Origin of the sequence: Ruegeria atlantica (assembly GCF_013032505.1) — a bacterium.
In the GTDB taxonomy this organism is placed as follows: domain Bacteria; phylum Pseudomonadota; class Alphaproteobacteria; order Rhodobacterales; family Rhodobacteraceae; genus Ruegeria; species Ruegeria atlantica_F.
Genome location: NZ_WQCG01000003.1, coordinates 316,961 through 342,530, shown reverse-complemented (window position 1 = coordinate 342,530; position 25,570 = coordinate 316,961). Strand labels below are relative to the sequence as shown.

The window sequence follows — 25,570 nt, the reverse complement described above, 5'->3', positions numbered from 1 at the left end:
TCAGTTTCTTGCTCTTTGGGTTACTCGTAAACGAAGGCTGGCAAAGAGCTCGAAATGGTCGTGAAAATAAACTTGGACTGACCATCTGTAGCGAAGGACCGGGATGTTACCAAAGTAACGATGATGGGTTCTAATTTTTGACGCTGAGGTCTTTCGTGAGAATACTATGTGACTTCAAAGGACAATGTGCGGTGCTCGGGACAACAATCGAGAAATCGTAAATAGGGCGTCGAAATATGAGAAGTACACGATCCCAATCACTATCAACTTCTGAACGGCTCTACCGGAGCCGTGAATACATTGCGAAGTCGCCCGGCCTTGCAAACGGCGGAATTGCATTGACTGTGATTGAGCCGGAACTGGTAGGTTGGGATCACATTGAAGAATTGCTGAGTGAATACGGTTTTATTGGCTTTGGTGCGGCCAACAAAGTTCAAATCATCAATACGCTAAGGCGCCGATTTGGAGACGATATCGAACTGCCTGTCTGGGATGCATTCATCGGAGACCAGTCGGATGTATACCCGGTTTGCAATAGCATCATTGCGCATCCGCGAAAGGTGCAATGGCGTTTATTCAGCACGCTAAATCCTAATGCACGGATCATCGAGAAAGTAAGCGCAGTAAATGAAAGAGTTGGTGTCGCGCCCTTGCCAGATTGGTACATGAGAGGCGACGGGCCGCCTTCACTCACTTCTTGGGTAGAGGATGAAGCCGGTGAAATAGTGGCATGAGCGAATGGCAGTATGCGCTATCACGAGGAGAGCCGCTTGGCTGGCGTGTATTACGTAGGCTCGGTTTCTGTCGGCACTGGCGATCGCGGAAAAGGCCTTGGAACCTTGGTCACGGCACTGTCAATTCGCGACGGAATTGATGTGTTCGCGTGCAAGAGAGTTATCGGTATTGCTCAACCTAGCAACGCACCTTCGAGGGCAATGCTCGAGAAATGTGGTCTGTTTGTCGATCCTGATCGCGCGACCATCATCCTCAGTACATCAGGAGCATTTCAAACCCGCTGAGCAGTCGGACTTGAAATATTTAATATAGAAAACCTTGGCCCATAATTGAACGTCAGCTTCGTGCCGCAAAGCTGAATTAGGGGATACTATTCCAATCTTGAACTTCAAAATTTCGGGTCGCGGGATCAGTAAGGCCTATCCAAGGGCTTCGTTTAACTCCTTCTTTCCTCATCCGAAGGAATTCCGTTAGTGTCACACCAACCTGTTTTGAGTGATGCCACCACATGATCGAAATTCGCGACCTTCAACTGCTCAACGCCTTGGCGCGCCATCGCCATTTCGCCAAAGCGGCTGAGGAATGCGGGATTTCTCAACCAGCGTTTTCGATGCGTATCCGAAATCTCGAAGACCGGTTGGGCGTGTCTATCGTCCGCCGCGCTAATCGGTTTCAAGGCCTGACCGATGAGGGCGAAATGATTGTTCAGCGGGCGCGGCGTATCCTCGACGATGCAAAAGCGCTGGAACAACAGGTGTTGGCTGCCAAAGGTGAGATTACTGGGACACTGATATTGGGTGTAATCCCCACGGCTATTGCGTTTACCGGGCGGCTCACCAAGCGATTGCGGCAGGCGCACCCGCGTATTGTGACGCGTATCGAGACGATGTCAGCCTCCGCCATCCAGCACCGGCTGGACGAGGGTAGTCTGGATGCAGGCGTGACCTATGGCGATAGTATAGGGACTGACTTGCGTCAGGTGCAGCCGCTCTACGAAGAGACGTACGTTTTGCTCGTGCCGACCCATATGACAGATGAAACCGGGCCGGTTCCCTGGGCGCGAGTGGCCGAGTTTCCGTTGAGCCTGCTGGAGCCTCAGATGCAGAACCGGCGCATTCTCGATCGAATCTTTGCTGATCAGGGCCTGCATCCCGATGTTGTTGCCGAAACCAGCGGATTTACAGCGTCTATGGTCATGGCGCGCGAAGGGTTGGCGGCAACTGTTGTGCCCCGTGTACTGGTTCGTGCGCTGGGCGATCTGAAGGGGACGAAAGTGCTGCCTCTGGTCGATCCTGTTGTAAGTAAACCAATTTGTCTGGCCACGCTGACGCGGGATCCGGAATTGCCAACTGTCGAGGCTTTGCGCGCTGTGGTGACGTCTTTACGGTGATAACCTGTCGTTATCGTGCGATTGAGATTTGCGATTTGACGATATGCTACTCTGATGAGAGACGGATGTCTCATACGGAGGAAAGCATGGCACCACTGGATACCAAGCCATCCGACGCAAAGGGCGTTTGGAAGTCAGGTAAAGGCAAAGGGCGGCATACGCCCAAAGGCCGACAGTTTACGGATGAAGCACAGGCCGAAATTGCGCGCCTGCTGGGTGATCGCCCGCGTCGCCGCGACCTGCTGATTGAGTTCCTGCATTTGATTCAGGATGAACATGGCCATATCAGCGCCGATCACATCGCCGCACTGGCCGTTGAGATGCGGATCGGGCAGGCCGAGATTTACGAAACTGCGACCTTCTATGCCCATTTCGATGTGGTCAAAGAGGATGAAACGCCCCCTCCGGCGTTGACGATCCGCGTATGTGACTCTTTGTCGTGTGAAATGGCTGGTGCCCAGCAGTTGCAAAAGGCGCTGGAGGATGGGCTTGATCCTTCCGAAGTTCGTGTGCTGCGTGCACCCTGTATGGGCCGTTGTGACGCCGCTCCAGTGCTCGAGATCGGTCACAACCACATCGACCATGCGACGCCGGAAAAAGTGCAGGCTGCCATTGCTGCCGATGATACCCATGCTCACCTGCCCGATTACGAAACCTTCGCGGTCTACGAGGCCGAAGGCGGCTATGCCAAGCTGAAAGAACTGCGCGACGGCGGCGACTGGGAGAGGGTGCAGGAAGATGTACTGTCCTCGGGCCTGCGCGGCCTCGGCGGTGCCGGTTTCCCGTCGGGCAAGAAATGGGGCTTTGTTCGCATGAACGAAGGTCCGCGCTATCTGGCCGTGAACGGCGATGAGGGCGAGCCCGGCACGTTCAAGGACCGCTACTATCTGGAGCGTACCCCGCATGTCTTCCTTGAAGGCATGCTGATTGCTGCCTGGGCGGTCGAGGCCGAGACCTGCTTCATCTACATGCGCGACGAATACCCGGCCGTTTTGGAAATCCTGGCCCGCGAGATTGCGGCACTGGAAGAGGCCGGGATCGTCGAAAAAGGTTACATCGACCTGCGCCGCGGTGCTGGCGCCTACATCTGCGGTGAAGAATCCGCGATGATCGAGTCGATCGAAGGCAAGAAGGGCCTGCCGCGTCACCGCCCTCCGTTTGTGGCGCAGGTTGGGGTCTTTAACCGTCCGACCTTGGTGCACAATGTCGAGACGCTCTATTGGGTCACCAAAGTTTGCCGCGAGGGGCCTGAGTGCCTCAACAGCACCGAAAAGAATGGTCGTAAAGGACTGCGCAGCTATTCGGTCTCGGGCCGGGTGGCGAAACCGGGTGTCTTCCTGCTGCCCGCGGGTTCGACCATTCTGGACGTGATCGAAGCCGCTGGTGGTATGGCCGAGGGCCAGACTTTCAAAGCGTATCAGCCAGGTGGGCCGTCGTCGGGCCTGCTGCCAGCCTCGATGGATGACATCCCGCTGGATTTCGACACACTGCAACCGCATGGCACCTTCATCGGTTCTGCTGCTGTGGTGGTTCTGTCCGATCAGGACACCGCCCGCGACGCGGCGCTGAACATGCTGCGGTTCTTCGAGGATGAAAGCTGCGGCCAGTGCACGCCCTGCCGGGCGGGCTGCGAAAAGGCGGTGAAGCTGATGCAAGCCGACAAGTGGGATCAGGACCTGCTGGAGGACCTGTGTCAGGTCATGGGCGATGCCTCGATCTGCGGTCTAGGGCAGGCGGCCCCGAACCCGATCCGCCTGGTCATGAAACATTTCGCTGACGAAATCTGAGGGAGACAGAGCCATGCTTGATGCAAGCCCAAACAAGACCGTCACCTTCAACCTGAACGGCGAAGATGTCACAGTGCCCGAAGGCTGGACCATCTGGGAAGCCGCCAAGGGGCAGGGGTTCACAATTCCACACCTGTGCCACAAGCCTCAGCCAGGCTACAAACCTGACGGCAACTGTCGCGCCTGTATGGTCGAGGTGGAAGGCGAGCGCACTCTGGTCGCCTCGTGTATCCGTCCTGCAGCCGAGGGAATGGTCGTCAAGACCGACAGCGACCGCGCCGAGAAATCACGCGCCATGGTCATGGAGCTGCTGGTTGCCGACCAGCCCGAGGAAGCGCACGATAAATCGAGCCACTTTTGGGATATGGCCAAGCTGAACGATGTCAGCGACAGCCGTTTCCCAGCGAAAGAGGCCGAGAAGATCCCGCTGCTGGATGACAGCCACGTTGCGATGCGCGTCAATCTGGACGCCTGTATCAACTGCAACCTCTGCGTCCGGGCCTGCCGTGACGTGCAGGTCAATGACGTGATCGGCATGGCAGGTCGTGGTCATACTTCGCAGGTGGTGTTCGACCAGAACGACCCGATGGGCGCATCAACCTGTGTGGCCTGCGGTGAATGCGTTCAGGCCTGCCCGACCGGTGCCTTGATGCCCGCCACTGTTCTGGACGACCAGCAGAAGGGTGACAGCAAGGACTACGACAGCGAAACCGAAAGCGTCTGCCCATTCTGCGGTGTGGGCTGCAAGGTCTCGCTGAAAGTCAAAGACAGCAAGGTCAAGTATGTCGAGGGCATCAACGGCCCCGCGAACGAAGGTCGCCTGTGTGTCAAAGGTCGCTTTGGCTTTGACTACATCCACCACCCGCACCGCCTGACCAAGCCGCTGATCCGGCGTGAGGACGCGCCTGAGAAGGGCCTGAACGTCGATCCGGGCAATCTGTCCACCCACTTCCGCGAAGCAACGTGGGAAGAGGCGATGGATCTGGCCGCCAACAAGCTGAAAGCTTTGCGCGCCGAAAATCCGCGCTCGGTTGCAGGCTTTGGTTCGGCCAAATGCACGAACGAAGAAGCCTATCTGTTCCAGAAGTTCATTCGTCAGGGCTTCAAGCACAACAACGTCGACCACTGCACGCGTCTGTGTCACGCCTCTTCCGTGGCGGCATTGATCGAAAACGTTGGTTCAGGTGCGGTGACCGCGACCTTCAATGAGGTTGAAAATTCGGACGTGGTTATCATCATCGGGGCCAACCCGATCGAGAACCACCCGGTTGCGGCGACCTACTTCAAGCAGTTCACCAAACGTGGCGGCAAGCTGATCGTGATGGACCCGCGCGGCGTTGGCATGCGCAAGTTCGCAGACGAAATGCTACAGTTCCGCCCCGGTGCCGATGTCTCGATGCTCAATGCGATCATGAACGTGATCGTCGAAGAGGAACTTTACGACAGCCAGTACATCCACCGCTGGACCGAAAACTGGGAAGCCGAAAAAGAACATCTGCGCCAGTTCACGCCCGAGGCGATGGCGCCGATCTGTGGCATCGAACCGGATCAACTGCGCCGCGTCGCACGTACCTTTGCGCAGGCCAAGGCCGGTCTGATCTTCTGGGGCATGGGCGTCAGCCAGCACATCCACGGTACCGATAACTCACGTTGTTTGATCTCGCTGGCTCTTATGACCGGAAACGTTGGTAAACCTGGCGCGGGCCTGCACCCGCTGCGCGGCCAGAACAATGTTCAGGGCGCGTCTGACGCGGGTCTGATCCCGATGTTCCTGCCCGATTACCAGTCGGTTATGGACGATGACGTCCGGGCCAAGTTCAACAACGTCTGGAACTCGGACGATTTCTCGAACGAGAAAGGCCTGACCGTCACCGAGATCATCGATCAGGCGTATGCGGGCAACATCAAGGGCATGTATATTCAGGGTGAAAACCCTGCCATGTCCGACCCGGATGTCGGTCACGCGCGTGAAGCGTTGGCCAAGCTGGAGCTGATGATCGTGCAGGATATCTTTCTGACCGAGACGGCGAACTATGCCGACATCATCCTGCCCGCCTCAGCGCTGTATGAGAAGAACGGTACGGTGTCGAACACCAACCGTCAGGTGCAGCGGGTGCGCCCCGCAGTTGCACCTCCGGGTGAGGCGCGTGAGGACTGGAAGATCACGGTCGAACTGGCCCAGCGGATCGGTCTGAACTGGGATTACACGGATGTGTCTCAGGTCTTTGCCGAGATGAAACTGACCATGGCATCTTTGGACAACATCACCTGGGACCGTCTGGAGACCGAGACAATCACCTACCCGTCGCTCAGCGAGACCGATCCGGGTCAGGCAATTGTGTTTGGCGATGGTTTCCCACGTGCGGATGGCAGGGCCAAGTTTACTCCGGCCAGCGTCATCCCGCCGGATGAGGCCCCGGATGACGAATACCCGATGATTGCCACCACGGGGCGTCAGCTGGAACATTGGCACACCGGGTCCATGACACGCCGCGCCAAGGTTTTGGATGCGGTTGAGCCCGAGGCGAACTGCTCGATGAACCCGCGGACGTTGAAGCTCATGGGAATTGAGCCGGGTGAAATGATCCGTCTGACCACTCGCCGTGGTTCGATCGAGATCATGGTTCGCGCGGACCGGGCAATTGCCGAGGATATGGTCTTCATCCCGTTTGCCTATGTTGAAGCGGCGGCGAATATCCTGACCAACTCGGCCATCGACCCCTATGGCAAAATCCCCGAGTTCAAGTTCTCGGCGATCCGGGTGGAAAAGATCGAAGACGCCATCGCGGCAGAATAGACTTAAGACGATATGCAAGAAGGGCGGCCCATGTGGCCGCCTTTTTCTTTGCTTGACAGCCGCTTACCTGCAGCCAACCCTGTCACCGGTTCTGAAGGAGGTGCACATGGCTCGCCGTTTTGTCGATTTGTCCGTTCCGCTGGAAACCGGGATTGTGTCCGATCCGCCGATCATGCTGCCTCAGATCGAATACCTGACCCATGACCAGACTGCTGAGCAGGTCATGTCTTTCTTTCCGGGGCTGAAGAAAGATGACTTACCGGGCGGTGAGGGCTGGGCCATCGAACGCCTTCAGATCGCCACGCACAATGGCACCCATCTGGACGCGCCCTACCATCATCACTCGACCATGAACAAAGGCGAGCGCGCGATCACCATTGACGAGGTGCCGCTGGAATGGTGCATGAACCCCGGCGTCAAACTGGATTTTCGCCACTTCGATGACGGGTATGTGGCAACCGCCGCCGACGTTGAGGCCGAGTTGAAACGCATAGGTCATGACTTGCGACCGTTGGATATCGTGGTCGTAAACACCTCAGCCGGGACGCGGTACGGGCATCCGGATTACCTGGCCAAAGGGTGCGGCATGGGGCGTGAGGCAACGCTGTATCTGACCGAACGCGGGGTGCGCGTGACAGGAACCGACGCGTGGAGTTGGGACGCTCCGTTTCCCTTGACCGCTCAGGAGTATGCTGAGACCCAAGATGCATCCATTATCTGGGAAGGGCACCGTGCCTCGATGGAGGTCGGGTATTGTCATATGGAAAAACTGACGAACCTTGAAACCTTGCCGCCCAACGGGTTCGAAATTTCCTGTTTCCCGTTCAAGATCAAAGGGGCCTCAGCCGGATTTATCCGCGCTGTCGCGATTTTTGAAACGCAAGAAGGAGCACCTGATGCCACCGCCGCCTGAAACTTTGGCCGGTCATGACGGACCCTATGACGCCCCGCTTGAATTCCACGGCTTCAAGGCGCGCCCCGAGTGGATCGACTATAACGGTCACATGAACGTGGGCTACTACGGGGTTGCGTTCGACAATGCGCTTGAATTGTTGATGGTGGATCATCTTGGCCTGGGTGAAGCACAGGTTAATGCGATTGGGCAGGGGCCCTACATTTTGCAATCCCACATGAATTTCCTCCGTGAGATTCTAGAGGACGAAGTCTTTAGCATCCGGTTCCGAATGTTGGACGCAGATCACAAACGCGGCCACTTTTTTGCGCAGATGGTGTCCGAGAAGGACGGTGCCATTTGCGCCACGCAAGAGGCGCTGTTCATGAATGTCAGCCATAAAACTGGACGGTCGGTTTCCTATCCGGACTGGGCGGTCGCTCGTTTGCAGCGCATGGTGCAGGACCATGCACCGCTGGGCTCGGCCCCTGAAGTTGGACAGCAGATTGGTATCCGTAGAAAATGAACTGAGGCCCGCTTAGTAGTCGCGCGAAAAGAATATCCCGACCCCGGTCTCACCCCGGCCGTCTACAGTGCCCTTCACGGTGAAATTGTCGGTGACGTCCAGGTTGAGGTTCACCTCGGTGTCACCTTCGGTGTTAACGGTGAAATCGGTATAGAGGTTGTCGCTCAGATACGCCCCTGCGCCGAGCCGGCCCGCGCCACCATCGGACACGCCGATGTCCACGGTGTCGACGCCTGTCGACTCACGCAGACCTTTGGTTGCGTCTCCGCCAGCGCCGCTGAGTTGCGCCAACGAGGCGGCCATCTGAGCGATCACGAACGGCGACAATTCCGAGAACCGATTGCCAAACAACAGCATTGCCAGCGCTTCTTCGGCCGGGCGCTCTGGGTCGGAAAAGACGTTGACCTCGGGCGAATCCAGTGGCCCGGCGATCTCGATCGTTGCGGTGCCGTCAGAGGTGCTGGTCGAGGATTCGAACTCGATATAGGGCGTCAGGTCCCCCTGCAGCGTAACAATGCCTTTGGTCAGTGCCAGCCTGCGACCAAGAATGTCAAAATTGCCACGGATCAGCTCGATCTGACCGGATGGAATGACCGAGGTAGTGGTGCCGCCGATGTGGATTTTTCCCCCTAGCTCTGCGTTAACACCACGCCCGCGGACAAACACGGCCTTCGGGGCTAAAAGACTGACGTCCAGCGCGATACGTGAAGCGCTTTTGCCTGCGCCTTCTTTTTCGACCAGACCAGCGCGCTCACGGGTGACATAGCCCGCCTGGCTTTCGTTAACATGCACGATGTCCGGAATGGGCGCAGCCCCAACGGCACCTGATGCAGCCGCGAGGTTGATATTGGTTTCGTCAAACGTGATCTGCCCAGCGATCGAACTGTTACCCGCCAACGCCCCGGTCATGGCAATTTCCCCGTTCAGCGTTGTTTCATACAGCAACTTGTCTGTCAGAACGACGCTGTTGAGTGCGGTTACGATATTGGCATTGAATGGTGGCGTAAGGTCTACAGGTCCGCTGACGGTGAAGTTACCGCCCGAGCGTGGGCCGCCGCTCACGGAAATCGTGGCGCGGCTGTTTGCAAGTTGGACCGATCCGCTGATGCCTGTGATCGTTTGTCCTGCACCGGGAATTGCCAGCGAGGTACCGGACGTGGTGATCGAACCGGACAGGGATTCCAGCGCGGGTTTACCTGATAGTGTCAGATCATAGCGGGCGCTGCCTTCGATCTTGTTGGGCGTGATAAAGATGTTGGCGATGCCAAGATTGACGCCGCCGACTGCCTTCATGTTGGCTTCACCGGTGCTTTCGTCAAACGTTCCCGAGACGTTGCTTTTGATATCCGCGGGTCCGTCGGCCGTTGCGTCGATAGTCCAAACACCCTTGTTGCGCTTGGCGCTGCCATTGGCGGCTACGGTACCGGGAAATTCAGGCAAAAAACGCTCGATCCGGTTGAACTTGGCGTCAAAATCCAGATCCGCCGATCCATCACTGTCCACCGTCCCGGCAAGTTTGGCGAACGAACTGTCGGGACCATTCAGGTTGACCGTGCCTTCCACGCCCGAAGATGTCGGGGCCACGTTTCCGTCCAGGGTCAGCGGACCGGACATTGTGTTCATCACCCGTGCCAGATCGTCCAGCTTGACCGAGAAATCCAAGCCACCTGACTGACGATCCAGCGTTCCCGATGCTGTGGCAGTTATGGCTGTTCCGTTCAGGCGGAATGTTTGGATGCTTAGGCCATCTTTTCCGTTCTGAGCATCAACCGACAGTGTCGTCTGACCCTGGATCAACTTGTCCACGGCGTCGATACCGGTTTGAATATCTTTCGCGTCTAGTTTGCCCTGCAGATCAAATGCTCGGGTGGCCAATGTGCCATTGCCTTGCACGTTCGCAGCGACAGAACCCGCCAGATCACGCCCAGCCAAACCGGAAAACAACGAGAGGTTTGGCACGCTCATCTGCGCTTGACCATCAGCCGACAGATCGCCGGAGGGATCGTCTATTGTCGCCTGAACCTGCGCGCTCAGGGCACGACCGTTCACGGTTGCGTTGCGGATTTCGATACTGTCTGCGGTTCTGGCACCGTCCCATTCAATCTCGGTTCTGCCGGTAAGCAACGGGTCAATATCAGACATTCCTGTTTTGATGTTCTGACCAATCACACTGGCTGTACCATCAAACTCCAGCGTTTGTACCGTGCCTTTGCCGTTTACGGTCGCCTGCAGCGCACCACCCAGATCGCGTTTTGCCAAGCCCGAGAAAACAGACAAATCCGATGCGTTGACCCGAGCCTGCCCATCAATCGTTAGATTGCCGTTCGGGGTTGTCACAACACCGCTGGCTACGGCCTTGGCGGCCTCGCTGTCCAGATCAAACTCGCGGATGGTAATACCGTCTGTACCGCGGCTTGCGTCCAGAGTGATCGTGGTCTCTCCGGTGATCACCGGGTCGATATCGTCACGGCCAGTAGACAAGTCGCGGCCCTGGACGACGACTTTGCCGTCAAAGCTGCGTTCCAGCGGTGAACCTTTTCCGGTCACGCTGGCCGAGACCTGCCCGCCAAGATCCAGCTTGGCAAGGTCCGAAAAACGCGACAGGTCAGTTGCGTCCAGCTTAGCCGTACCGTCGACCGTCAAGCCGCTGGTCAGACCTGAGATCAGCGCGTCCAGCGCTAATGTGTAATCAGACCCCACAAGCTCGAACCCCGACAGGTTCAACGATTGGTCGCTGCTATAGTTGAACTGGCCATCCAGTGTGATCTGATTGCCCAATGCTGTGGTCAGTGCGTCATCGGCCATATCCAGCCCGTCAACCACGGCTTGAACGTCGCCATCGACCGTCAAAACGTCTCCCTGATCCAGGGTGCCCTGAGCGGTGATCCGGGCATCGCCCAGTTTTGCCTGCGGAGATGTAAACTGGTTGGCCGTCAGGCTCAGGTCCCAAAGGTTACCGTTCTGACGATCGAAAAGCGCTGAAAGCTGCGCCGACTTGATTGAGGTGTCGCCTCCGGCGACCGGAAGAACGACGGCTTCGCCATCTGGCGGGGTGATGCGCCCCTGCAGCGCAGCCAGTTGTAATGTGCTACCTTCGCCCAGCTGCAACTCACCCTTCAGGTCCAGCGCCTGCGTGATGAGTTCCAAATCCGAGATATCCAAAGCGCCTTCGGGCTTGGTCTGGCCATCCACAAAAAGCCGTGATTTTGGGCCAAAGAAGGGATCGACATCCGGCCCCAGGAAAGGGGTCAGATCGCCATTCAGATCCGCGGTGAACGCAATGCCGTCGGCTGCTCCGCCGTCGGCCGCCTGGAGTTGAACCTGTCCGGTGACGCGCATCTGGTTGTCGCTGCTCAGCCCGATATCGGCGGTAAAGTCCGTCAGAGGACCCGTGCCCTTGGCTGTCAGGCCGATCGGCGGGCTGTCGGGGATCTTCAGCGCGGTTGAAATTAGACCACCAGAGGCTTCGTTCACCTGTAAATCTAGGTTGATCTCACTTGTAGAGTTTTGGAACCCGGCCGCTAGCTTGATCTCATCCCCTGCGCGGTCCAGTCGGATCACGTCTAGATTGGTGTCCAGCGCCCCATCTGCCAGCGACAGGTTGCCTGTCACGCTCAGATCAGCGGCGACACCGATCAGTGGCTGACCAAGAGACAGCTCATCCACCCGGATTTCACCGATTTCGATGGAAACCGGTAGTTCGGGCAGTTGAAATGGTTGAGTTTCCACCGAAGCAGGTGGTGCTTCCTTGGTCGTTGTGCCTGGCGCACGGGCAATGTCGATTTCCTGCGCGGTCAGAGAGTTGACCGAAAACCGGCCGCGGATCAGCGCCAGACGGTTCCAGTCAAGTTCGGCGTCCTTGATGGTCAGCCATACACCTTCATCATCGGCAACTGTGATCTCTTCAATTGTCGCGCGGGCGCTCAGCGCGCCTTGCAGGCCCTTAACGGTCACGTTTTGGTCGTCGCCAGAGAGCGTATCCTGCAGGAAGTTCTCCAGCATGCTGCCGCCTTCGTCCTGCGCGGCAAGTGGCAGAGGGGCAGACAGCATCAGCCCCGAAAACAATAACGGATATGCGCGACGTCCAATCAAAATGCCTGTCCGATCCCGATATAAAACTGCAAACCGTCGCCGGTGTCACCCTGCACTGGAACGGCCAAATCCAGCCGCAACGGACCAAAGCCGCCCAGATCATACCGAACCCCAAGTCCGGCACCCGCGTGGTATTCTGCGCCGCTGCCGATGAATGAGGATGTGTCAACGGTACCGTAGTCATAAAAACCAACCAGGGATATGGCTTCGGTGACTTTGCCGCGCACCTCTGCAGAGAGGCCTAGGAAAGATTTACCACCTGCAATACCGGTGCCGACAGGGACGCCAAGGCTTTCGTAGGGTTGGCCTCGAACCGTTCCGGCACCGCCTGAGAAAAACAGGAAGTCAGGCGTTACACCGTCTGGCGAGGGCCCGAGCACCGATCCCAGTTGCACGCGACCGGCCAGAACCAACCTGCCGCCCGTGCCCAAGCTGGTGTAGCCGCGCCCATCGAAAAACATCCGAATTCCGCTTTCGGTTTCGGACAGACCGGCAAATGGAGTGATCTGCGCGTCCAGATAAAAGCCGCGTGTTGCGCTGACTTTGCTGTCGCGCTCGTCCCATTCTGAGCGCAAAGGGAGGATGAAATACCTAAACCTGCGGTCGTCGCCATAAGCGTCGTCCGCACTGGACCACTGAAACCCGGCTGAGGCTTCGGCATATAGCCGATCAGAGAATGTGCGCCGGGCACCATATGCCAGCGAAGCAACTGTGACGTTGTAGTTTTCAGTATTGCGTCGTTCCAGAAGCGCGTTCCAGAAGGTGTTGTCATCAGGGCCAAGTCGGTCGGGTTGATCAAGACGCAGACCGATCCGACCGTCGATGTCCTCGGCACCGCCGATATTGCGGACCGCCACTTCGAACCGCAAGCGTTCAGCACGCCGGAACACGTTGCGATGCGTCCAGGTCGCGGTGACGTCGACCCCGTCGCGCGATGCGATCTCAGCGCCAAATGTCAGTTGGCGTTTTGGCAGATCTTCAAATGTGGCATCGAAATCCAATGTGCCGTCTGGGTTCGGGGTTTCCCTCTCTTCGATTGAAACCACATTGAAGGTGCCGGTTCGTCGCAGACGCGTGCCGACCTTCTGAATTTTCTCGGGCGAATACACCTCGCCTGCCGGAAAGCCGGCGATCTTTTCGATCGACCGATGGCGCACGTCGGTGTCGCCCTTGATGATCATCTTGCCAAATCTCAGGCGCGGGCCGGGGGCAAGGTCGATTTCGGCATCCAACTTGGCCTCGGAGTGGCGGGCAATCACTTTCTGACCTTCGACCGCTGCCTTGGCATGACCTGCGTCGCGCCACCCCTGCACGCCAGCGGACGCGGCTTGTTGGATAGCGCCAGTGGTTGCGAGTTTGCCGACTGCAAAATCTTCAGGCAGTGCTGTTTCAGGTGTAACCGGTTGCACTATGGCTTCGCCGAAAGTGAATTTGGGGCCGGTATTGACCGTGATGACCGCGTTATTGATCTGCGCCGGTACGCTGAGAGAGCTGATCTCAGCCGCTTCCTTGCCATCCAGTTTGATGCTGACAACCGGGCTGAAATACCCCTCGTCATACAGGATCTGAACGAGTGTGCGGTAATCCGACAGCGCTGCCGACAGGATCTCAAGTGGCGTTTCCAGCCCGCGGGATTCCGCGGTTGCAACCGAAGACGTTTCCTCCATCCGTTCGACAAGCTCTTTTGAGGCACCCGGTGCCGTCAACGTGGTTTCCAGCGCGGCCAATGCGGTCGGCAGGGTCATTGCAAGCGCGCCAAGAAGGCATCTCTTCAAATAGGCGCGCGATCTGCTCCCCGTCATCTGATAGCTCCAACTGCCCCAACTCGAATTCACATTTGCCGTTTTGTACGAAACAACGGCTGATTACATTCATGTTAGAGCATCAGAGTACTCACAGGAAAAGGTCAAATCCTGTGTCACGCGAATTTAGCGGTTTGTGTGTTTGATCGGTCCCGGGATCAGGAACCAGCATTGCGGAACCTGTGAATGATCAGATCGCAGCCCTCAGGTTCCAAGCAGGCGACCTTTGCAGCGTCGCGGCTACACCGCGTCAAAATCGGATACCGTGACAACCCGCCGGGAGATTAAAAGCGGGCGACGTACCCGGCTTGAACCTTCGATGCATCCAGACGTTTGAGTTTCTTTTTGTCTTCGTTGTTCGGAACCGCGACAAGGCGTAAACCGGCAAATGTTCGAAAGACGGGTGGCATAGAATCCAAACACAGAATTCAGCGAAGCGTGCTGTCAGGTGAATTCGAACGCTGAGTTTCGGTTGCCGGAGGTGCTGATCTGATTGCGCGGGGCCGATTTGAGTGCCGTGATACTTCGGGTTGGCACGGCGCCAAACCTGGAAGAGTTCAGGTGCGATACTTCGTCGGAGATCGTAGAAAATTTGGGTTCTCCCGCCTGGCCCCTGCGCATCAGGGATGCTTGGGCCCAGTTGGGCCCGGCAGCGTGCGGGCAAGCCCGCCCGCTGCGGCACCGCAAGTTCAGCGGTATGTCATAAGGTGGGCAACATCCAGCATACGCGCTGAAAACCCCCATTCATTGTCATACCATCCAAAGACGCGGACCTGATGCTCTCCGACCATCCGGGTCTCGGGTCCGGCGATAACCAGTGACTCAGGGCGTGTACGTAGGTCTGACGAGACCAGAGGGAAATCGGTCCATCCCAAAACGAGCGATGCCTGAACGGCCGCGCGAAATTCGGTTTCGAACAACTCTGCAGACATTCCACGGTTCAGGGTCACGACCAGATCAACGGCGGATACGCTGGCTGTCGGAACCCGAACAGCAGCGCCTGAGATGCGGCCCGCGAGATGCGGCATGACGTCGTCGATCAGGTGTGTGGCGCTTGACGTAGTGGGCACCATCGACAGTGCGCCTGCGCGCGAACGCGCCAGATCGCCGCGTGGCGCGTCGACCATGGGCTGGCTGTTCGTATAGCAGTGGATCGTGGTCATGTGGGCCGATGCGATCCCGCCGATCTGGTCCAGCACCTTGACCAAGGGCGCAAGTCCATTGGTGGTGCACGACGCGTTCGATACGATCCGCGCATTACCCAGCTGGTCTTCATTGGCGCCCAATACGACAGTGATTTCAGTCGCGGGCGAAGGGCCTGAGATCAGCACCTTGCTGGCCCCGGCAGTCAGGCCCTGACTGGCCACATCCGAGGTTCGTGCAACGCCAGTACAATCCATCAGAACGTCAACGCCGGACAGATCGACATGCGCCAGATTGGGGCTGTGAGTCATGGGGAACTTACGCCCATCAACTATGAGTGCCGCATCACCCTGTTCTACCGTTCCGGCATAGGGGCCAAACGTGCTGTCGTATTTGAACAGATATGCGCAGGTCTCAAGCGGGGCGATGTCGTTGATCAAAACCAATTCAATATCGGTATCCTGCGGCAAAGCCAGCAGCTGCCGCAGAATGGTGCGGCCAATACGGCCGAATCCGTTGATTGCAAGTTTCATGCGCAAGCTATGGCAGCGTGCTGCCAATAGCTCAATGGCCGTTGTGACCTATGGTCAGTTGCAGCTGACCTGCGAAAAGAACTGGCCCGAGATGTTCTGATACATGCTGGCCACGATCGGTCTGCAGCCGGTTGCCTGCTGAATGGCGGCGATGGCCTGAATGGTGCGCAGGCGCGGCGGCGGGCCAAAGGGGTTCAGGTTGTTGTTGTCGCGCGTCGCACGGTACGTAACCGGCGCGTCCGAGACCTGTGTCACCGCCCATGTGCGGCTCATGACGAAAACCTGCTTAGTTTCTTCCTTTGCGGCGACAGGCGTTGCATCAAATGCCGTCAAACCAATTGCAGCTGCCAGTGCCAGCATCGTTACGCGCAGTACCATTGAACAATCTCCAGTGCTAAAAACCGCTGTTATTTCACCAGATTCACAGGCTTCTGTGAACCCCTGACCGAAAAAAAGCGTTTAAAAGCCTAGTGTTTGAGCAACGTCAACGGCATGTCCCGGTTCCCAATCTCGTAAAGCGGATGGCGAAAACGCCCCGACCCGCACACACGGCAGAGTTGAGGGCAGGAAACGCACAACTAGATGTAATTGATGGCATATACATCGACTCAATCCGGTTTCAGCCGAAAGACTGCCTTGCCTTCAACTACATACAGCCTGCGTTTCACGACATGAGTTTCGGAAAATGGAACCGCGCCGGGTGCGAAATTGATGATGTCGGTATGCAGGTCATGGTACACGATCCGGTGAACCCGCGCCCCTTGGTTTCGGGCATCTCGACAGGCGATACATCAGATCATCGATGATTTTCGGGTCAGGTGCGGACAAGACGAAAGTGGGCTCATAGGCCTTTTGTGAACCCTGTGGAATTTGGTGGGCTTCGGATTGTTGGAATGTCGGCCAGCAGGGCTTGGCCCTCGCTGCCCCGCGGTATAGTCTTGCGGACAAACTAATTTCAGCAAGGCAAGAAGATCATGAAAGCCTGGATTTCACCCCTGTTTGCAACGGCCATTTTTATAGGCGCAGTTTCCCTGGCTCAAGCTAAGCCACTTTCGAGGATTATCGCGGAGATGGGGTTGAGCCCCGAGGATTATAGCGTCGTTAACGACACGACCAATGCGATGTTGGCAGATGGAACACCGCAGGTCGGAACTGAGCGCACGTGGTCTAATAGTGACACGGGGTCAAAGGGCACTGTCCGGGTGCGCGAGGTCCGGGACAATTGCGTGCATCTTCAACATTTCATAGTTCCCGCAGGTGCGGATCAATCGCGTGAAGTCAGAACCCGCAACTGCCGGGATGCCAGCGGGAACTGGATTCTGACTCCTTGATTTAGGTCTAGTAACCGCGCGTGCGGTCGACTTCATGCAGTAAGGGCGTTCCGGCGGTCAGGCGCTGGAAGTTCTCGGCCACGTCAGCCAGCGCTTCGCCCAAATGCCAGCCCGAGACATGTGGGGTGATCGTTACCCCAGGATGGGACCACAACGGGCTGTCTGAGGGCAAAGGCTCTTTGCTTGTCACATCCAGAACAGCGTGGCCGGGTGCGCCGCGATCCAGTGCGTCGACCAGAGCGCTTTCATTGATCAGATCGCCACGCCCGGCGTTCAGCAACTGACTGCCAGGTTTCATGGCTGCCAGCATTTGTGCGTCAAACAGCCCGATGGTTTGAGGTGTGGATGGCAGAATTGCACAGACATGGTCGCATTGGCCTAGCAGTGTCGGCAGCGAATCCTCGCCATGCAGACAAGTGACACCATCGATCTCTTTTGGCGAGCGGCTCCACCCCATGACCTGAAAACCGATGGCGCGCAGCATCGTGGCGCTGCGGGCACCAATATGGCCCAGGCCCAGAACACCCACGACGGTGTCAGGCGTGAAAATGGGTGCTTTGGGCAACCATTCCGCTTTGCGCTGAGCGGCTTCGTGAAAGGGCATATTCCGTTGATGATGAAGGATGAAGGCGACGAACCACTCGGCAATGCCCTGCGCCGGTGCGTCGGGTTTAAGTCGCGCGATACGAACGTGATCGGGCAGGTTCGGGTTGCCGACGATCGTTTCGACCCCTGCGCCCAGTTTCTGAACCAGCTGAAGGTTCGGCAATCGTTTAGGGTGGTCATTGTCCAGACCGACAACCGCGACCATTGTGATTTCGCTTGCGTCCCCAATCGTTTCCGGGGTGCGCACATCCGCGCCGGGTTGCATTTCCCGGATCGTTTTGGCGATCTCATCATCGCTTATCCAATCAGACAGCCCGGTTTCGATCAACAGCGCCATAACTCATTCCCCCAGTTTCATTTTGATTGAATTGACGTTCCGTCACACAGCTAGACATTCTGTCGGCAGCTAAGTCATTCTCTGATCAAAGGTAAAGCCCGCTCTTTGGGTCTGAGGAGGAAAGCTCATGAACATGTCATTCGGCCTGCGCGAAGAAAACCGCGCGCTGCTGCAACGTGTGGCTGATATGGTCCGGGATGAGATCATGCCGCTGGAAGAAGAGTATCAGGCCGAAATCGATAAGGGTGATCGTTGGGCATACACCGAACGACAGGCGGAAATCCTCGAAGGGTTGAAAGCAAAAGCCAGGGCCGCAGGGTTGTGGAATTTCTGGCTGACCGACAGCGACAAAGGCTTTGGCCTCAGCACCGTTGAATACGCGTATTTCGCCGAAGAGATGGGAAAGACCCCCCTTGGGGCTGAGGTGTTCAACTGTTCCGCCCCTGACACCGGCAACATGGAAGTGTTCGAGCGTTACGGATCGGAAATGATGAAGGAGCAGTGGTTGAAACCTCTGCTCAATGGCGAAATCCGGTCGGCCTATCTGATGACCGAACCGGATGTGGCCTCATCTGATGCCACGAATGTATCGATGTCCTGTGTGCGGGATGGGGACGAATACGTACTGAACGGTGAAAAATGGTGGTCATCGGGGGCGGGCGATCCGCGCTGCAAGGTCTATATTGTGATGGTCAAGACGGCAGGTGACGAGCAACCCAAGCACAAACGGCAGTCGATGATTGTTGTGCCTGCCGACGCGCCGGGGATTGAGATTCTGCGCCCGATGCAGGTTTACGGCCACGATGATGCCCCGCATGGTCACATGCACATTCGCTTTTCTAACGTGCGGGTGCCGACCGAGAATATCCTGCTGGGCGAAGGCCGCGGGTTCGAGATTGCACAAGGTCGCCTTGGACCGGGCCGAATCCACCACTGCATGCGCGCAATTGGTCAGGCTGAATCAGCGCTGGAGCAGATGTGCAAACGCTCGCTGCAACGCGAGGCGTTTGGTAAGAAACTGGCGCAGCTTGGAGCCAACTACGATATCATTGCCGAATGCCGGATGGAGATCGAAATGGCCCGTCTGCTGTGCCTGAAGGCGGCGTGGTACATGGATCAGGGCGACGCCCGAGCTGCGGCCCCGTGGATCAGTCAGATCAAGGTCATCGCTCCACGCGTGGCGCTAAAGGTCATTGATGAGGCTGTTCAGATGTTCGGTGGACAAGGGGTTAGCCAGGACACCCCGTTGGCTACGGCATGGACGCATGTGCGTACTTTGCGTTTGGCGGACGGGCCTGATGCAGTGCACCGTCGTCAGGTGGCACGAGCCGAGTTGACGAAGTACACACAGGAAAAAGTCTGAGGTTTTAGATGGTGTTGAAACCGGACCTGAAGGAACACGCCTATTTCCATATTCGGGCTGACGGTGCTTTTATCGGCAATGATCCCGCACGTGGGCCTTGGTCTGCTGATCATTGCCATGCCGGTCCGGTCGCGGGGCTGATCGTCCGCGCGGCTGAAACAGAGGTCGGGCCGGAAAAAATGCTGACCCGGTTGACGGTGGATCTGCTGCGCCCACTACCGTTGGCAGGTTTGCGTGTGGCGGCGGAAACCACGCGCCATACCAAGACGTTGGCGACCACACGTGTCACGGTACACGATCTGGATGACACGCTGTGCGCCTCGGCTACCACAATGCACATGGTACGGCGTGATTTGGGGCCGGTTCCGAATATCACGTTGCCGCCGCCCAAACTTGACGACGCAGTGACTGGCCCGTTCCCGATTGGCGAAACCCTTCACGACTTGCCGGGATTCGCAAACCATTCGGACATTCTCTACCCCAAGGATGGTAACCAGAACGCCGGTCCAAAGACGGTCTGGATGCGCACCCCGACGCTGTTGGAGGGCGAAGCGCAGTCGCCGATTCAGGCGCTATGCCCACTGGCGGATTGTGGGAACGGGATCTCGTGGAACGCGCCGACGTCTGAGATGGGGTTCATGAACACGGACCTGACAGTGCAGATTCACCGCGAACCCACGTCGGACTGGTTGGCCTCACAGTCCTTATGCCATTGGCAATCGTCGGGAGTAGGAATGTCACAATCGGTTCTGTTCGACACTGAAGGCCCGGTCGGAACAGCCCTTCAGACGCTGGTTTTGTTCCCGCCGAAGTAACCAGTTTAGCGGGTTTACGCGTGGGCGGGTCAAAACACGTTGTCGGGGCCGGACCAAAACCCTATCTTTCGCTTATGCGATGGATCGTAACCCTTTTATCCTGTTGCCTGCCGGTTCCGGCATTGGCCCACCCGCATGTCTTTATCGACACCGGGCTGGAGTTCATTGTGGACGACAGCGGCCAGCTAACCCATGTTAGGGTGACTTGGGCGTATGATGAACTTTTCTCATTGTTTCAGTTGGAAGACATGAAACTGGATCAGGATTCCGACGGCATTCTGACCGAAAGTGAAGAACAGTTTCTGTCGGGCTTTGATGCCCAATGGGTCGAAGGATATAACGGCGATCTTGTGGTGTTCGCCGATGGCGCGCCGGTCATCTTGTCGGGACCGATGGAGGCTAAAGCCACCACCGAGGATGGTCGTATCGTGACATCTCACCTGCGCGCAGTGGAAGGGGAAGGGGTGCCTGCAACTGCGGTCGTCGCAAAGGCCTATGATGAAACCTACTACACAGCTTACGAAGTGACCCGCCCGGTTACAGTGTCTGGGTCCGCCTCTTGCCAGATCAGCCGGATTGACGCCGATATTGACGGGCAGCTGGCGCAGATGCAGGCGTTCCTACAGACATTGGACGCCGACTATGACCTTGAAGAAAACGATATCCCCCTGGTCGGGGAAAGCTTTGCGACCGAGATCCGTCTTTCATGTCCAAGTACCTGATTGTTCCAGTAGCCATCGCCGTTGGCCTGTTGCTGTGGTTTTGGGGCAGCGGTGGTTTTGACCATTTGGCCGCTTGGGCCGCTGGTGAGCAGCGCGAATTCCAGAACCAGATCGCCCGCGCTTTGCGCGCCGCGCGTGCGGAACAACCCGAGGCCGTTGCAACGCTGCTGACCGTCTGTTTTGCTTATGGCTTTTTTCACGCCATCGGTCCCGGCCACGGCAAAGTACTGATCGGCGGCTATGGGTTGGGTCGCAACGTGGCCTTTCTGCGCCTGTCCGCGATCAGCTTGTTGTCCAGCCTGGGGCAGGCGGTAACGGCAGTGGTTCTGGTATATGCCGGGGTACTGGTGTTCCAGATGTCCCGGGCAAGTCTTGTCGACACGACTGAAAAGGTTATGGCCCCGATCAGCTATGGCGCCATTGCTGCGATCGGTTTGTGGTTGATTTTTCGGTCCATTCGCAGTTTTGCGCGGCGCCATCGCAGCGAAAACGTGCATCATCATGGCCATGACCACTCGCACGACCATGACCACTCGCACGATGGCGGTCACGAACATCACGACCATGACCATGGTGTCTGTTCTGATTGTGGGCATCGCCATGGTCCTACTGCCGACGAAGTAGCCCAAGTCGGTAGCCTGCGCGAAGCGGTGGTGCTGATCGCAGGAATTGCCGCGCGCCCCTGTACCGGAGCTCTCTTTGTTCTAATCCTGACGTGGCAGATGGGTATCGCGATGGTCGGTATTGCCGGCGCTTTCGCAATGGCGCTGGGCACGGCGACCGTCACAACTCTGGTCGGTTGGACGTCGTTCGGACTGCGCGGAGGGCTTCTGGCCTCGGCTTCGGCCACGCGATTTGCCTCGGTTCTGGCTCCGACTATTGAGCTTGTGGCAGGCCTGCTGATCGCTGTGATTGCATGTGGTCTGCTTCTGCGCGCGATTTAATCGAAGACCGGTTCCGGATATCCGACCCGCGCCAGATACAAACCTTGCGGCGGGCAAACCGGCCCGCAGGCCGCACGGTCGGTGGCTTCCAACGCATCCCGCACATCCTCGGGCGTCCATGTGCCGGCACCGACACGTTCCAGAGTTCCGACAAAACTGCGCACCTGATTGTGCAGGAAGGACCGGGCGCGAACGTGAAAATGTATCTCTGGCCCTGAAAAACCGTCAATTTTCTCGACGCTCAGCTCATCCAGGGTTTTGACAGGGCTTGCAGCCTGACAAATCGAAGAACGGAACGTGGTAAAATCATGCTGTCCGATCAGCATGTCCGCGCCTGCCTGCATCGCGTCGACGTCCAGCTGATGGTTGATCTGCCAGACCTGACCAGCGTCATGCGTTGCTGGGGCGCGGCGCATCAGGATGCGAAACATGTATTGCCGTTCGAGCGCTGAAAAACGCGCGTGCCAGTCGTCATCCACACGTGCGGCTTTAACGATGGCCACGGGTTGCGGTTTAAGGTGATAGTTCAGCGCCTCGGACAGTCGAAAAGGGTCCCATTCCTTGGTCAGATCACAATGCGCAACCTGTCCCAGCGCATGCACGCCTGCATCCGTGCGACCAGCGGCGGCAATGGTGTGATCGCCAGGCTGGATGAGCGACAGAGCCTGTTCGATTGCCCCCTGGACAGACGGCTGATCTTTTTGCCGCTGCCACCCGGCGAACGGTTCCCCTTGGTATTCGACTTTCAGTGCGTATCTAGGCATGCGCTGCTGGTAACGCGCTGCGTCGCAACGGGCAAGAGCGGGAAAGCGCTGGTATGTCCGACAGCCGCTACCTATCTTGGGGGAAACGATAAAAGCGGGGCGACAGATTGGTCATCTCATCTTTGGCAGACAGTTTGGCGCGCGGTGTCGAATCCGTGGGCGACCGCGTGTCTGAGGCATTGTTTGAGCCGGTGATCCGACTGGGCGTCACCGGGTTGGCCCGTTCGGGGAAAACGGTTTTCATAACATCGCTGGTCGCGAACCTGCTGGATCGTGGGCGGATGCCCGGCCTCGTGGCGCAGCAGGAAGGGCGGATCAACGCAGCCTACCTGCAGCCGCAGCCGGACGACACGGTGCCGCGTTTCGACTATGAAAACCACCTTGCAGCATTGACCGGACCACAGCCGCACTGGCCGGACAGTACGCGCGCCGTGTCCGAACTGCGCCTGTCGTTCAAAGCCCGTCCCGCCGGACTTTTGTCGGGCCTGCAGGGGCCGCGAACCATACATCTGGATATCGTGGACTATCCGGGCGAATGGCTGCTGGATCTGGCGTTGCTGGACAAAACCTACGAGGACTGGTCGCAGGAAACGCTCGAGCGCATCGCCAATCGAACAGAGGCTACGACCTTTCTGTCGCTGGCAAAGGCCATTGATCCATCCGAAAGTCATGATGAACCCAATGCACAATCATTGGCCCAAGAATTCGCTTCATACCTGAACGCTGCGCGCGACGCCGGGTTCTATGACTGCACGCCCGGGCGGTTCCTGCTGCCGGGCGATTTGGCCGGGTCCCCGGTGCTGACATTCGCGCCCTTGCCGGTAGAAGGTCACGGTCCACGACGCAGCCTGCATCGCGAGATGGCCCGCCGGTACGAAGCGTACAAGTCCAAGGTCGTAAAGCCTTTCTTCCGTGACCATTTCGCCCGGATCGACCGGCAGGTGGTTCTCGTAGATGCGCTGGGCGCAATCCACAACGGTCCGCAGGCGGTTGAGGACATGCGCCGCGCGATGGCCGATATCCTGTCGGCGTTCCGGCCGGGGCGAAATGCGTGGCTCAGCCAGTTGCTGCTAGGTAAGCGGGTCGAGCGTATCTTGTTTGCAGCCACCAAGGCGGACCATCTGCATCATCTGCAACATCATCGCCTGACCAACATCATGGAGGCCCTGACCCGCGAGGCGCGTGACCGCGCCAGTTTCGCCGGCGCAGAGACCGCAGCCCTTTCCTTGGCCTCATTAAGAGCAACGACCGAAGAAATTCGCACTCATAATGGGGCCGAACTGCCATGCGTGCGGGGAACGTTGCTGGACAGCGGCAAACAGGCGGCTTTCTATCCCGGAGACCTGCCCGAAGACCCGTCGCATCTGCTCGGTCCGGCGCGTAACGGGTCCGACGGCTGGCTGGGTGAGGATTACGAGTTCATGGCCTTTGCGCCAGCGCACCTGACTTTGCGGCCCGGTGATGGCCCACCTCATATTCGGTTGGACCGGGCCGCCCAGTTCCTGATCGGAGACCGGCTATGACCGTCGTCCTGCGTCCTGCCCGAAGCACAGATGCCGGTGTAGCTGGAGAGATTTTGCACGGTTTCGCCCGTGAAAACGAATGGATGCCGGAACTTCATTCGCGGGCGGAAACCATCGCATTTTGCGGCCGAATGATTGATCTGGAATGGATGACTGTGGCCGAAACCGAAAACGGGGTGATTGGGTTCTTGGCGCTCAATGGCACCGAAATTCACTCGCTTTATCTGTCTCCCGACGCGCGTGGGCGGGGGACTGGTCGGCAATTGCTTGAATATGCCAAGTCCAGCCAGTCCGAATTGTCTCTGTTCGCTTTTCAGGCAAACCATTCCGCCCGTCGGTTTTATGAGCGCAACGGCTTTGTTGAGGTCGCACGCAGCGATGGCGCTGACAATGATGAGAACCTCCCGGACATCAAGTATGTCTGGAACAGTGAAGGAGCAGCCAATGGCTAAGGGCCCGGTTCTGATTGATCTGGACGCTGATGAACCCGCGGCCGACGTGTCGCAAGCGCCTCCGGTACCGGATATCGCGCAGCCTCAGGGTCAGGCGATGCAGGGCGCGGCACGCTTGGCGGCGCGCAAACCTTCAGCCCTGTCGCGTTGGTTCTGGGGTTTGGCGCTTGCCGCGCTTGGGGCCGTGGTGTCGGTGGCGGCTTGGGACTTTGTGAATTCATTAATTCTACGCGCGCCCATTCTGGGGTGGGTAATAACGGGTTTGTTTGCAGCCCTGGTGTTGGTTGCCTTGATCATCGCTGTGCGCGAACTGGCCGCAATCGGGCGATTGTCCCGCGTAGACGGAATGCGCCACGCCGCGGATACGGCCTTGGCTGAGGAAGATCTGGCACAGGCACGCGCGGTCACGAACCGATTGATCTCGTTCTACAAAGGGCGCGAGGAAACCCGTTGGGGTCGCGACAGGCTGTCCGAACGGATCGACGAGCAATTCGACGCATCTGGGCTGCTGACTCTGGCCGAGGATGAGTTGCTGGCCCCACTGGACGCCGCTGCCAGCCGTGAGGTTGAGGCCGCCGCGCGGCAGGTTGCTACTGTAACCGCACTGGTGCCGTTGGCACTTGCGGATGTGGCAACTGCGTTGGCCGCTTCGTTGCGGATGATCCGGCGCATTGCCGAAATCTACGGCGGACGCGCAGGGTTTCTGGGCAGTTGGCGTTTGACACGGGCTGTTTTCGTGCACCTTGTGGCCACCGGCGCTGTGGCTGTTGGCGACGACCTGCTGGAGCCAGTTCTTGGCGGATCTGTTCTCAGTAAACTGTCGCGCCGGTTCGGCGAAGGGTTGGTCAACGGCGCGCTGAGCGCACGGGTCGGGGTCGCCGCGATGGAAGTATGTCGTCCTCTGCCGTTCTCGGATCGGCACCAGCCGTCGACGCGCAGCATAATCAAACGTGCATTGGCAGGTTTGTTTTCCAAAACTTGACCTGAAACAAGGTCCAGTGGTTGGCTGCTGTGCA

22 protein-coding genes are annotated in these 25,570 nt (G+C 57.9%); 16 read left to right on the top strand and 6 right to left on the bottom strand.

The window, feature by feature from the left end:
• Window positions 1-236 precede the first annotated feature (236 nt).
• From GOW92_RS13325 to GOW92_RS13295, 7 genes are all read left to right on the top strand, one after another.
• Window positions 237-734, top strand: a complete 498-nt coding sequence (locus GOW92_RS13325) for a hypothetical protein (protein ID WP_170561086.1) — start codon at window positions 237-239, stop codon at window positions 732-734.
• 12 nt (window positions 735-746) lie between these two features.
• Complete coding sequence (locus tag GOW92_RS13320; protein WP_170561085.1) at window positions 747-1,019, top strand: GNAT family N-acetyltransferase; 273 nt, start codon at window positions 747-749, stop codon at window positions 1,017-1,019.
• Between the two features lie 224 nt (window positions 1,020-1,243).
• Window positions 1,244-2,125 carry a LysR family transcriptional regulator gene (locus GOW92_RS13315; protein ID WP_170561084.1) on the top strand — a complete coding sequence of 294 codons (882 nt, stop codon included), beginning with the start codon at window positions 1,244-1,246 and terminating at the stop codon, window positions 2,123-2,125.
• 86 nt (window positions 2,126-2,211) lie between these two features.
• Window positions 2,212-3,912 carry an NAD(P)H-dependent oxidoreductase subunit E gene (locus tag GOW92_RS13310; RefSeq protein ID WP_170561083.1) on the top strand — a complete coding sequence of 567 codons (1,701 nt, stop codon included), beginning with the start codon at window positions 2,212-2,214 and terminating at the stop codon, window positions 3,910-3,912.
• Window positions 3,913-3,925: 13 nt separating this feature from the next.
• Window positions 3,926-6,709, top strand: coding sequence for a formate dehydrogenase subunit alpha (fdhF, locus tag GOW92_RS13305; RefSeq protein WP_170561082.1), 2,784 nt, complete (start codon window positions 3,926-3,928; stop codon window positions 6,707-6,709).
• 106 nt (window positions 6,710-6,815) lie between these two features.
• On the top strand, window positions 6,816-7,622 hold the full coding sequence (locus GOW92_RS13300) for a cyclase family protein (protein WP_170561081.1): 807 nt from the start codon (window positions 6,816-6,818) through the stop codon (window positions 7,620-7,622).
• Window positions 7,606-8,127 (top strand): thioesterase family protein, encoded by a 522-nt coding sequence (locus GOW92_RS13295; RefSeq protein WP_170561080.1) that lies wholly within the window; start codon window positions 7,606-7,608, stop codon window positions 8,125-8,127. Before GOW92_RS13300 ends, GOW92_RS13295 begins: the two co-directional genes overlap by 17 nt.
• Before the next feature lie 12 nt (window positions 8,128-8,139).
• Here GOW92_RS13295 and GOW92_RS13290 read toward each other — a convergent pair whose 3' ends face one another.
• The 4 genes from GOW92_RS13290 to GOW92_RS13275 all read right to left on the bottom strand — a co-directional run bounded on the left by GOW92_RS13290 (window position 8,140) and on the right by GOW92_RS13275 (window position 16,075).
• Window positions 8,140-12,219 carry a translocation/assembly module TamB domain-containing protein gene (locus GOW92_RS13290; protein ID WP_254453025.1) on the bottom strand — a complete coding sequence of 1,360 codons (4,080 nt, stop codon included), beginning with the start codon at window positions 12,217-12,219 and terminating at the stop codon, window positions 8,140-8,142.
• Complete coding sequence (locus tag GOW92_RS13285) at window positions 12,216-13,964, bottom strand: autotransporter assembly complex protein TamA (protein ID WP_254453024.1); 1,749 nt, start codon at window positions 13,962-13,964, stop codon at window positions 12,216-12,218. Before GOW92_RS13285 ends, GOW92_RS13290 begins: the two co-directional genes overlap by 4 nt.
• Before the next feature lie 746 nt (window positions 13,965-14,710).
• Window positions 14,711-15,697, bottom strand: a complete 987-nt coding sequence (locus GOW92_RS13280) for a type I glyceraldehyde-3-phosphate dehydrogenase (RefSeq protein ID WP_170561078.1) — start codon at window positions 15,695-15,697, stop codon at window positions 14,711-14,713.
• 54 nt (window positions 15,698-15,751) lie between these two features.
• A complete protein-coding gene (locus GOW92_RS13275; protein WP_170561077.1) occupies window positions 15,752-16,075 on the bottom strand; it encodes a hypothetical protein in 324 nt (107 codons plus the stop codon).
• 92 nt (window positions 16,076-16,167) lie between these two features.
• Here GOW92_RS13275 and GOW92_RS13270 point away from each other — a divergent pair, with 92 nt between their 5' ends.
• Together GOW92_RS13270 and GOW92_RS13265 are read left to right on the top strand one after the other, a co-directional pair.
• The gene (locus GOW92_RS13270; RefSeq protein ID WP_170561076.1) at window positions 16,168-16,503 is read left to right on the top strand and encodes a hypothetical protein; all 336 of its coding nucleotides are present in this window, start codon (window positions 16,168-16,170) and stop codon (window positions 16,501-16,503) included.
• A 168-nt stretch (window positions 16,504-16,671) separates the two neighbouring features.
• Window positions 16,672-17,028, top strand: a complete 357-nt coding sequence (locus GOW92_RS13265) for a hypothetical protein (protein ID WP_170561075.1) — start codon at window positions 16,672-16,674, stop codon at window positions 17,026-17,028.
• 7 nt (window positions 17,029-17,035) lie between these two features.
• On the opposite strand, the gene GOW92_RS13260 is transcribed toward GOW92_RS13265, so the two are convergent.
• Window positions 17,036-17,971, bottom strand: coding sequence for a 2-hydroxyacid dehydrogenase (locus tag GOW92_RS13260; RefSeq protein ID WP_170561074.1), 936 nt, complete (start codon window positions 17,969-17,971; stop codon window positions 17,036-17,038).
• A 127-nt stretch (window positions 17,972-18,098) separates the two neighbouring features.
• On the opposite strand from GOW92_RS13260, the gene GOW92_RS13255 reads away from it, so the two are divergent.
• From GOW92_RS13255 to GOW92_RS13240, 4 genes are all read left to right on the top strand, one after another.
• A complete protein-coding gene (locus GOW92_RS13255; protein WP_170561073.1) occupies window positions 18,099-19,334 on the top strand; it encodes an acyl-CoA dehydrogenase family protein in 1,236 nt (411 codons plus the stop codon).
• A gap of 8 nt (window positions 19,335-19,342) precedes the next feature.
• Window positions 19,343-20,149 carry a thioesterase family protein gene (locus GOW92_RS13250; protein ID WP_170561072.1) on the top strand — a complete coding sequence of 269 codons (807 nt, stop codon included), beginning with the start codon at window positions 19,343-19,345 and terminating at the stop codon, window positions 20,147-20,149.
• 74 nt (window positions 20,150-20,223) lie between these two features.
• Window positions 20,224-20,871: a DUF1007 family protein gene (locus tag GOW92_RS13245; RefSeq protein WP_170561071.1), complete on the top strand. Its 648-nt coding sequence runs from the start codon at window positions 20,224-20,226 to the stop codon at window positions 20,869-20,871.
• Window positions 20,856-21,815: a nickel/cobalt transporter gene (locus GOW92_RS13240; RefSeq protein WP_170561070.1), complete on the top strand. Its 960-nt coding sequence runs from the start codon at window positions 20,856-20,858 to the stop codon at window positions 21,813-21,815. The genes GOW92_RS13245 and GOW92_RS13240 overlap by 16 nt, the downstream gene beginning before the upstream one ends.
• On the opposite strand, the gene truA is transcribed toward GOW92_RS13240, so the two are convergent.
• The gene (gene truA, locus GOW92_RS13235) at window positions 21,812-22,579 is read right to left on the bottom strand and encodes a tRNA pseudouridine(38-40) synthase TruA (protein ID WP_170561069.1); all 768 of its coding nucleotides are present in this window, start codon (window positions 22,577-22,579) and stop codon (window positions 21,812-21,814) included. The genes GOW92_RS13240 and truA overlap by 4 nt on opposite strands.
• Before the next feature lie 107 nt (window positions 22,580-22,686).
• Between truA and GOW92_RS13230 the strand changes: the two genes are divergently transcribed.
• From GOW92_RS13230 to GOW92_RS13220, 3 genes are read left to right on the top strand one after another with little or no spacing between them, the layout of a single operon-like run.
• Window positions 22,687-24,102, top strand: coding sequence for a YcjX family protein (locus GOW92_RS13230; protein WP_170561068.1), 1,416 nt, complete (start codon window positions 22,687-22,689; stop codon window positions 24,100-24,102).
• The gene (locus GOW92_RS13225; protein ID WP_170561067.1) at window positions 24,099-24,554 is read left to right on the top strand and encodes a GNAT family N-acetyltransferase; all 456 of its coding nucleotides are present in this window, start codon (window positions 24,099-24,101) and stop codon (window positions 24,552-24,554) included. The genes GOW92_RS13230 and GOW92_RS13225 overlap by 4 nt, the downstream gene beginning before the upstream one ends.
• Entirely contained in the window at window positions 24,547-25,536 is a 990-nt protein-coding gene (locus GOW92_RS13220; protein WP_170561066.1) for a YcjF family protein, read from the top strand. The genes GOW92_RS13225 and GOW92_RS13220 overlap by 8 nt, the downstream gene beginning before the upstream one ends.
• The last annotated feature ends 34 nt before the right edge of the window (window positions 25,537-25,570 follow it).

Bases quoted from the DNA above. Each gene is read 5' to 3' on its own strand.
- GOW92_RS13325 (WP_170561086.1), top strand. From the start codon at position 237: ATGAGAAGTACACGATCCCAATCACTATCAACTTCTGAACGGCTCTAC.
- GOW92_RS13320 (WP_170561085.1), top strand. From the start codon at position 747: ATGCGCTATCACGAGGAGAGCCGCTTGGCTGGCGTGTATTACGTAGGC.
- GOW92_RS13315 (WP_170561084.1), top strand. From the start codon at position 1,244: ATGATCGAAATTCGCGACCTTCAACTGCTCAACGCCTTGGCGCGCCAT.
- GOW92_RS13310 (WP_170561083.1), top strand. From the start codon at position 2,212: ATGGCACCACTGGATACCAAGCCATCCGACGCAAAGGGCGTTTGGAAG.
- fdhF (WP_170561082.1), top strand. From the start codon at position 3,926: ATGCTTGATGCAAGCCCAAACAAGACCGTCACCTTCAACCTGAACGGC.
- GOW92_RS13300 (WP_170561081.1), top strand. From the start codon at position 6,816: ATGGCTCGCCGTTTTGTCGATTTGTCCGTTCCGCTGGAAACCGGGATT.
- GOW92_RS13295 (WP_170561080.1), top strand. From the start codon at position 7,606: ATGCCACCGCCGCCTGAAACTTTGGCCGGTCATGACGGACCCTATGAC.
- GOW92_RS13285 (WP_254453024.1), bottom strand. From the start codon at position 13,964: ATGACCCTGCCGACCGCATTGGCCGCGCTGGAAACCACGTTGACGGCA.
- GOW92_RS13280 (WP_170561078.1), bottom strand. From the start codon at position 15,697: ATGAAACTTGCAATCAACGGATTCGGCCGTATTGGCCGCACCATTCTG.
- GOW92_RS13275 (WP_170561077.1), bottom strand. From the start codon at position 16,075: ATGGTACTGCGCGTAACGATGCTGGCACTGGCAGCTGCAATTGGTTTG.
- GOW92_RS13265 (WP_170561075.1), top strand. From the start codon at position 16,672: ATGAAAGCCTGGATTTCACCCCTGTTTGCAACGGCCATTTTTATAGGC.
- GOW92_RS13260 (WP_170561074.1), bottom strand. From the start codon at position 17,971: ATGGCGCTGTTGATCGAAACCGGGCTGTCTGATTGGATAAGCGATGAT.
- GOW92_RS13255 (WP_170561073.1), top strand. From the start codon at position 18,099: ATGAACATGTCATTCGGCCTGCGCGAAGAAAACCGCGCGCTGCTGCAA.
- GOW92_RS13250 (WP_170561072.1), top strand. From the start codon at position 19,343: ATGGTGTTGAAACCGGACCTGAAGGAACACGCCTATTTCCATATTCGG.
- GOW92_RS13245 (WP_170561071.1), top strand. From the start codon at position 20,224: ATGCGATGGATCGTAACCCTTTTATCCTGTTGCCTGCCGGTTCCGGCA.
- GOW92_RS13240 (WP_170561070.1), top strand. From the start codon at position 20,856: ATGTCCAAGTACCTGATTGTTCCAGTAGCCATCGCCGTTGGCCTGTTG.
- truA (WP_170561069.1), bottom strand. From the start codon at position 22,579: ATGCCTAGATACGCACTGAAAGTCGAATACCAAGGGGAACCGTTCGCC.
- GOW92_RS13225 (WP_170561067.1), top strand. From the start codon at position 24,099: ATGACCGTCGTCCTGCGTCCTGCCCGAAGCACAGATGCCGGTGTAGCT.
- GOW92_RS13220 (WP_170561066.1), top strand. From the start codon at position 24,547: ATGGCTAAGGGCCCGGTTCTGATTGATCTGGACGCTGATGAACCCGCG.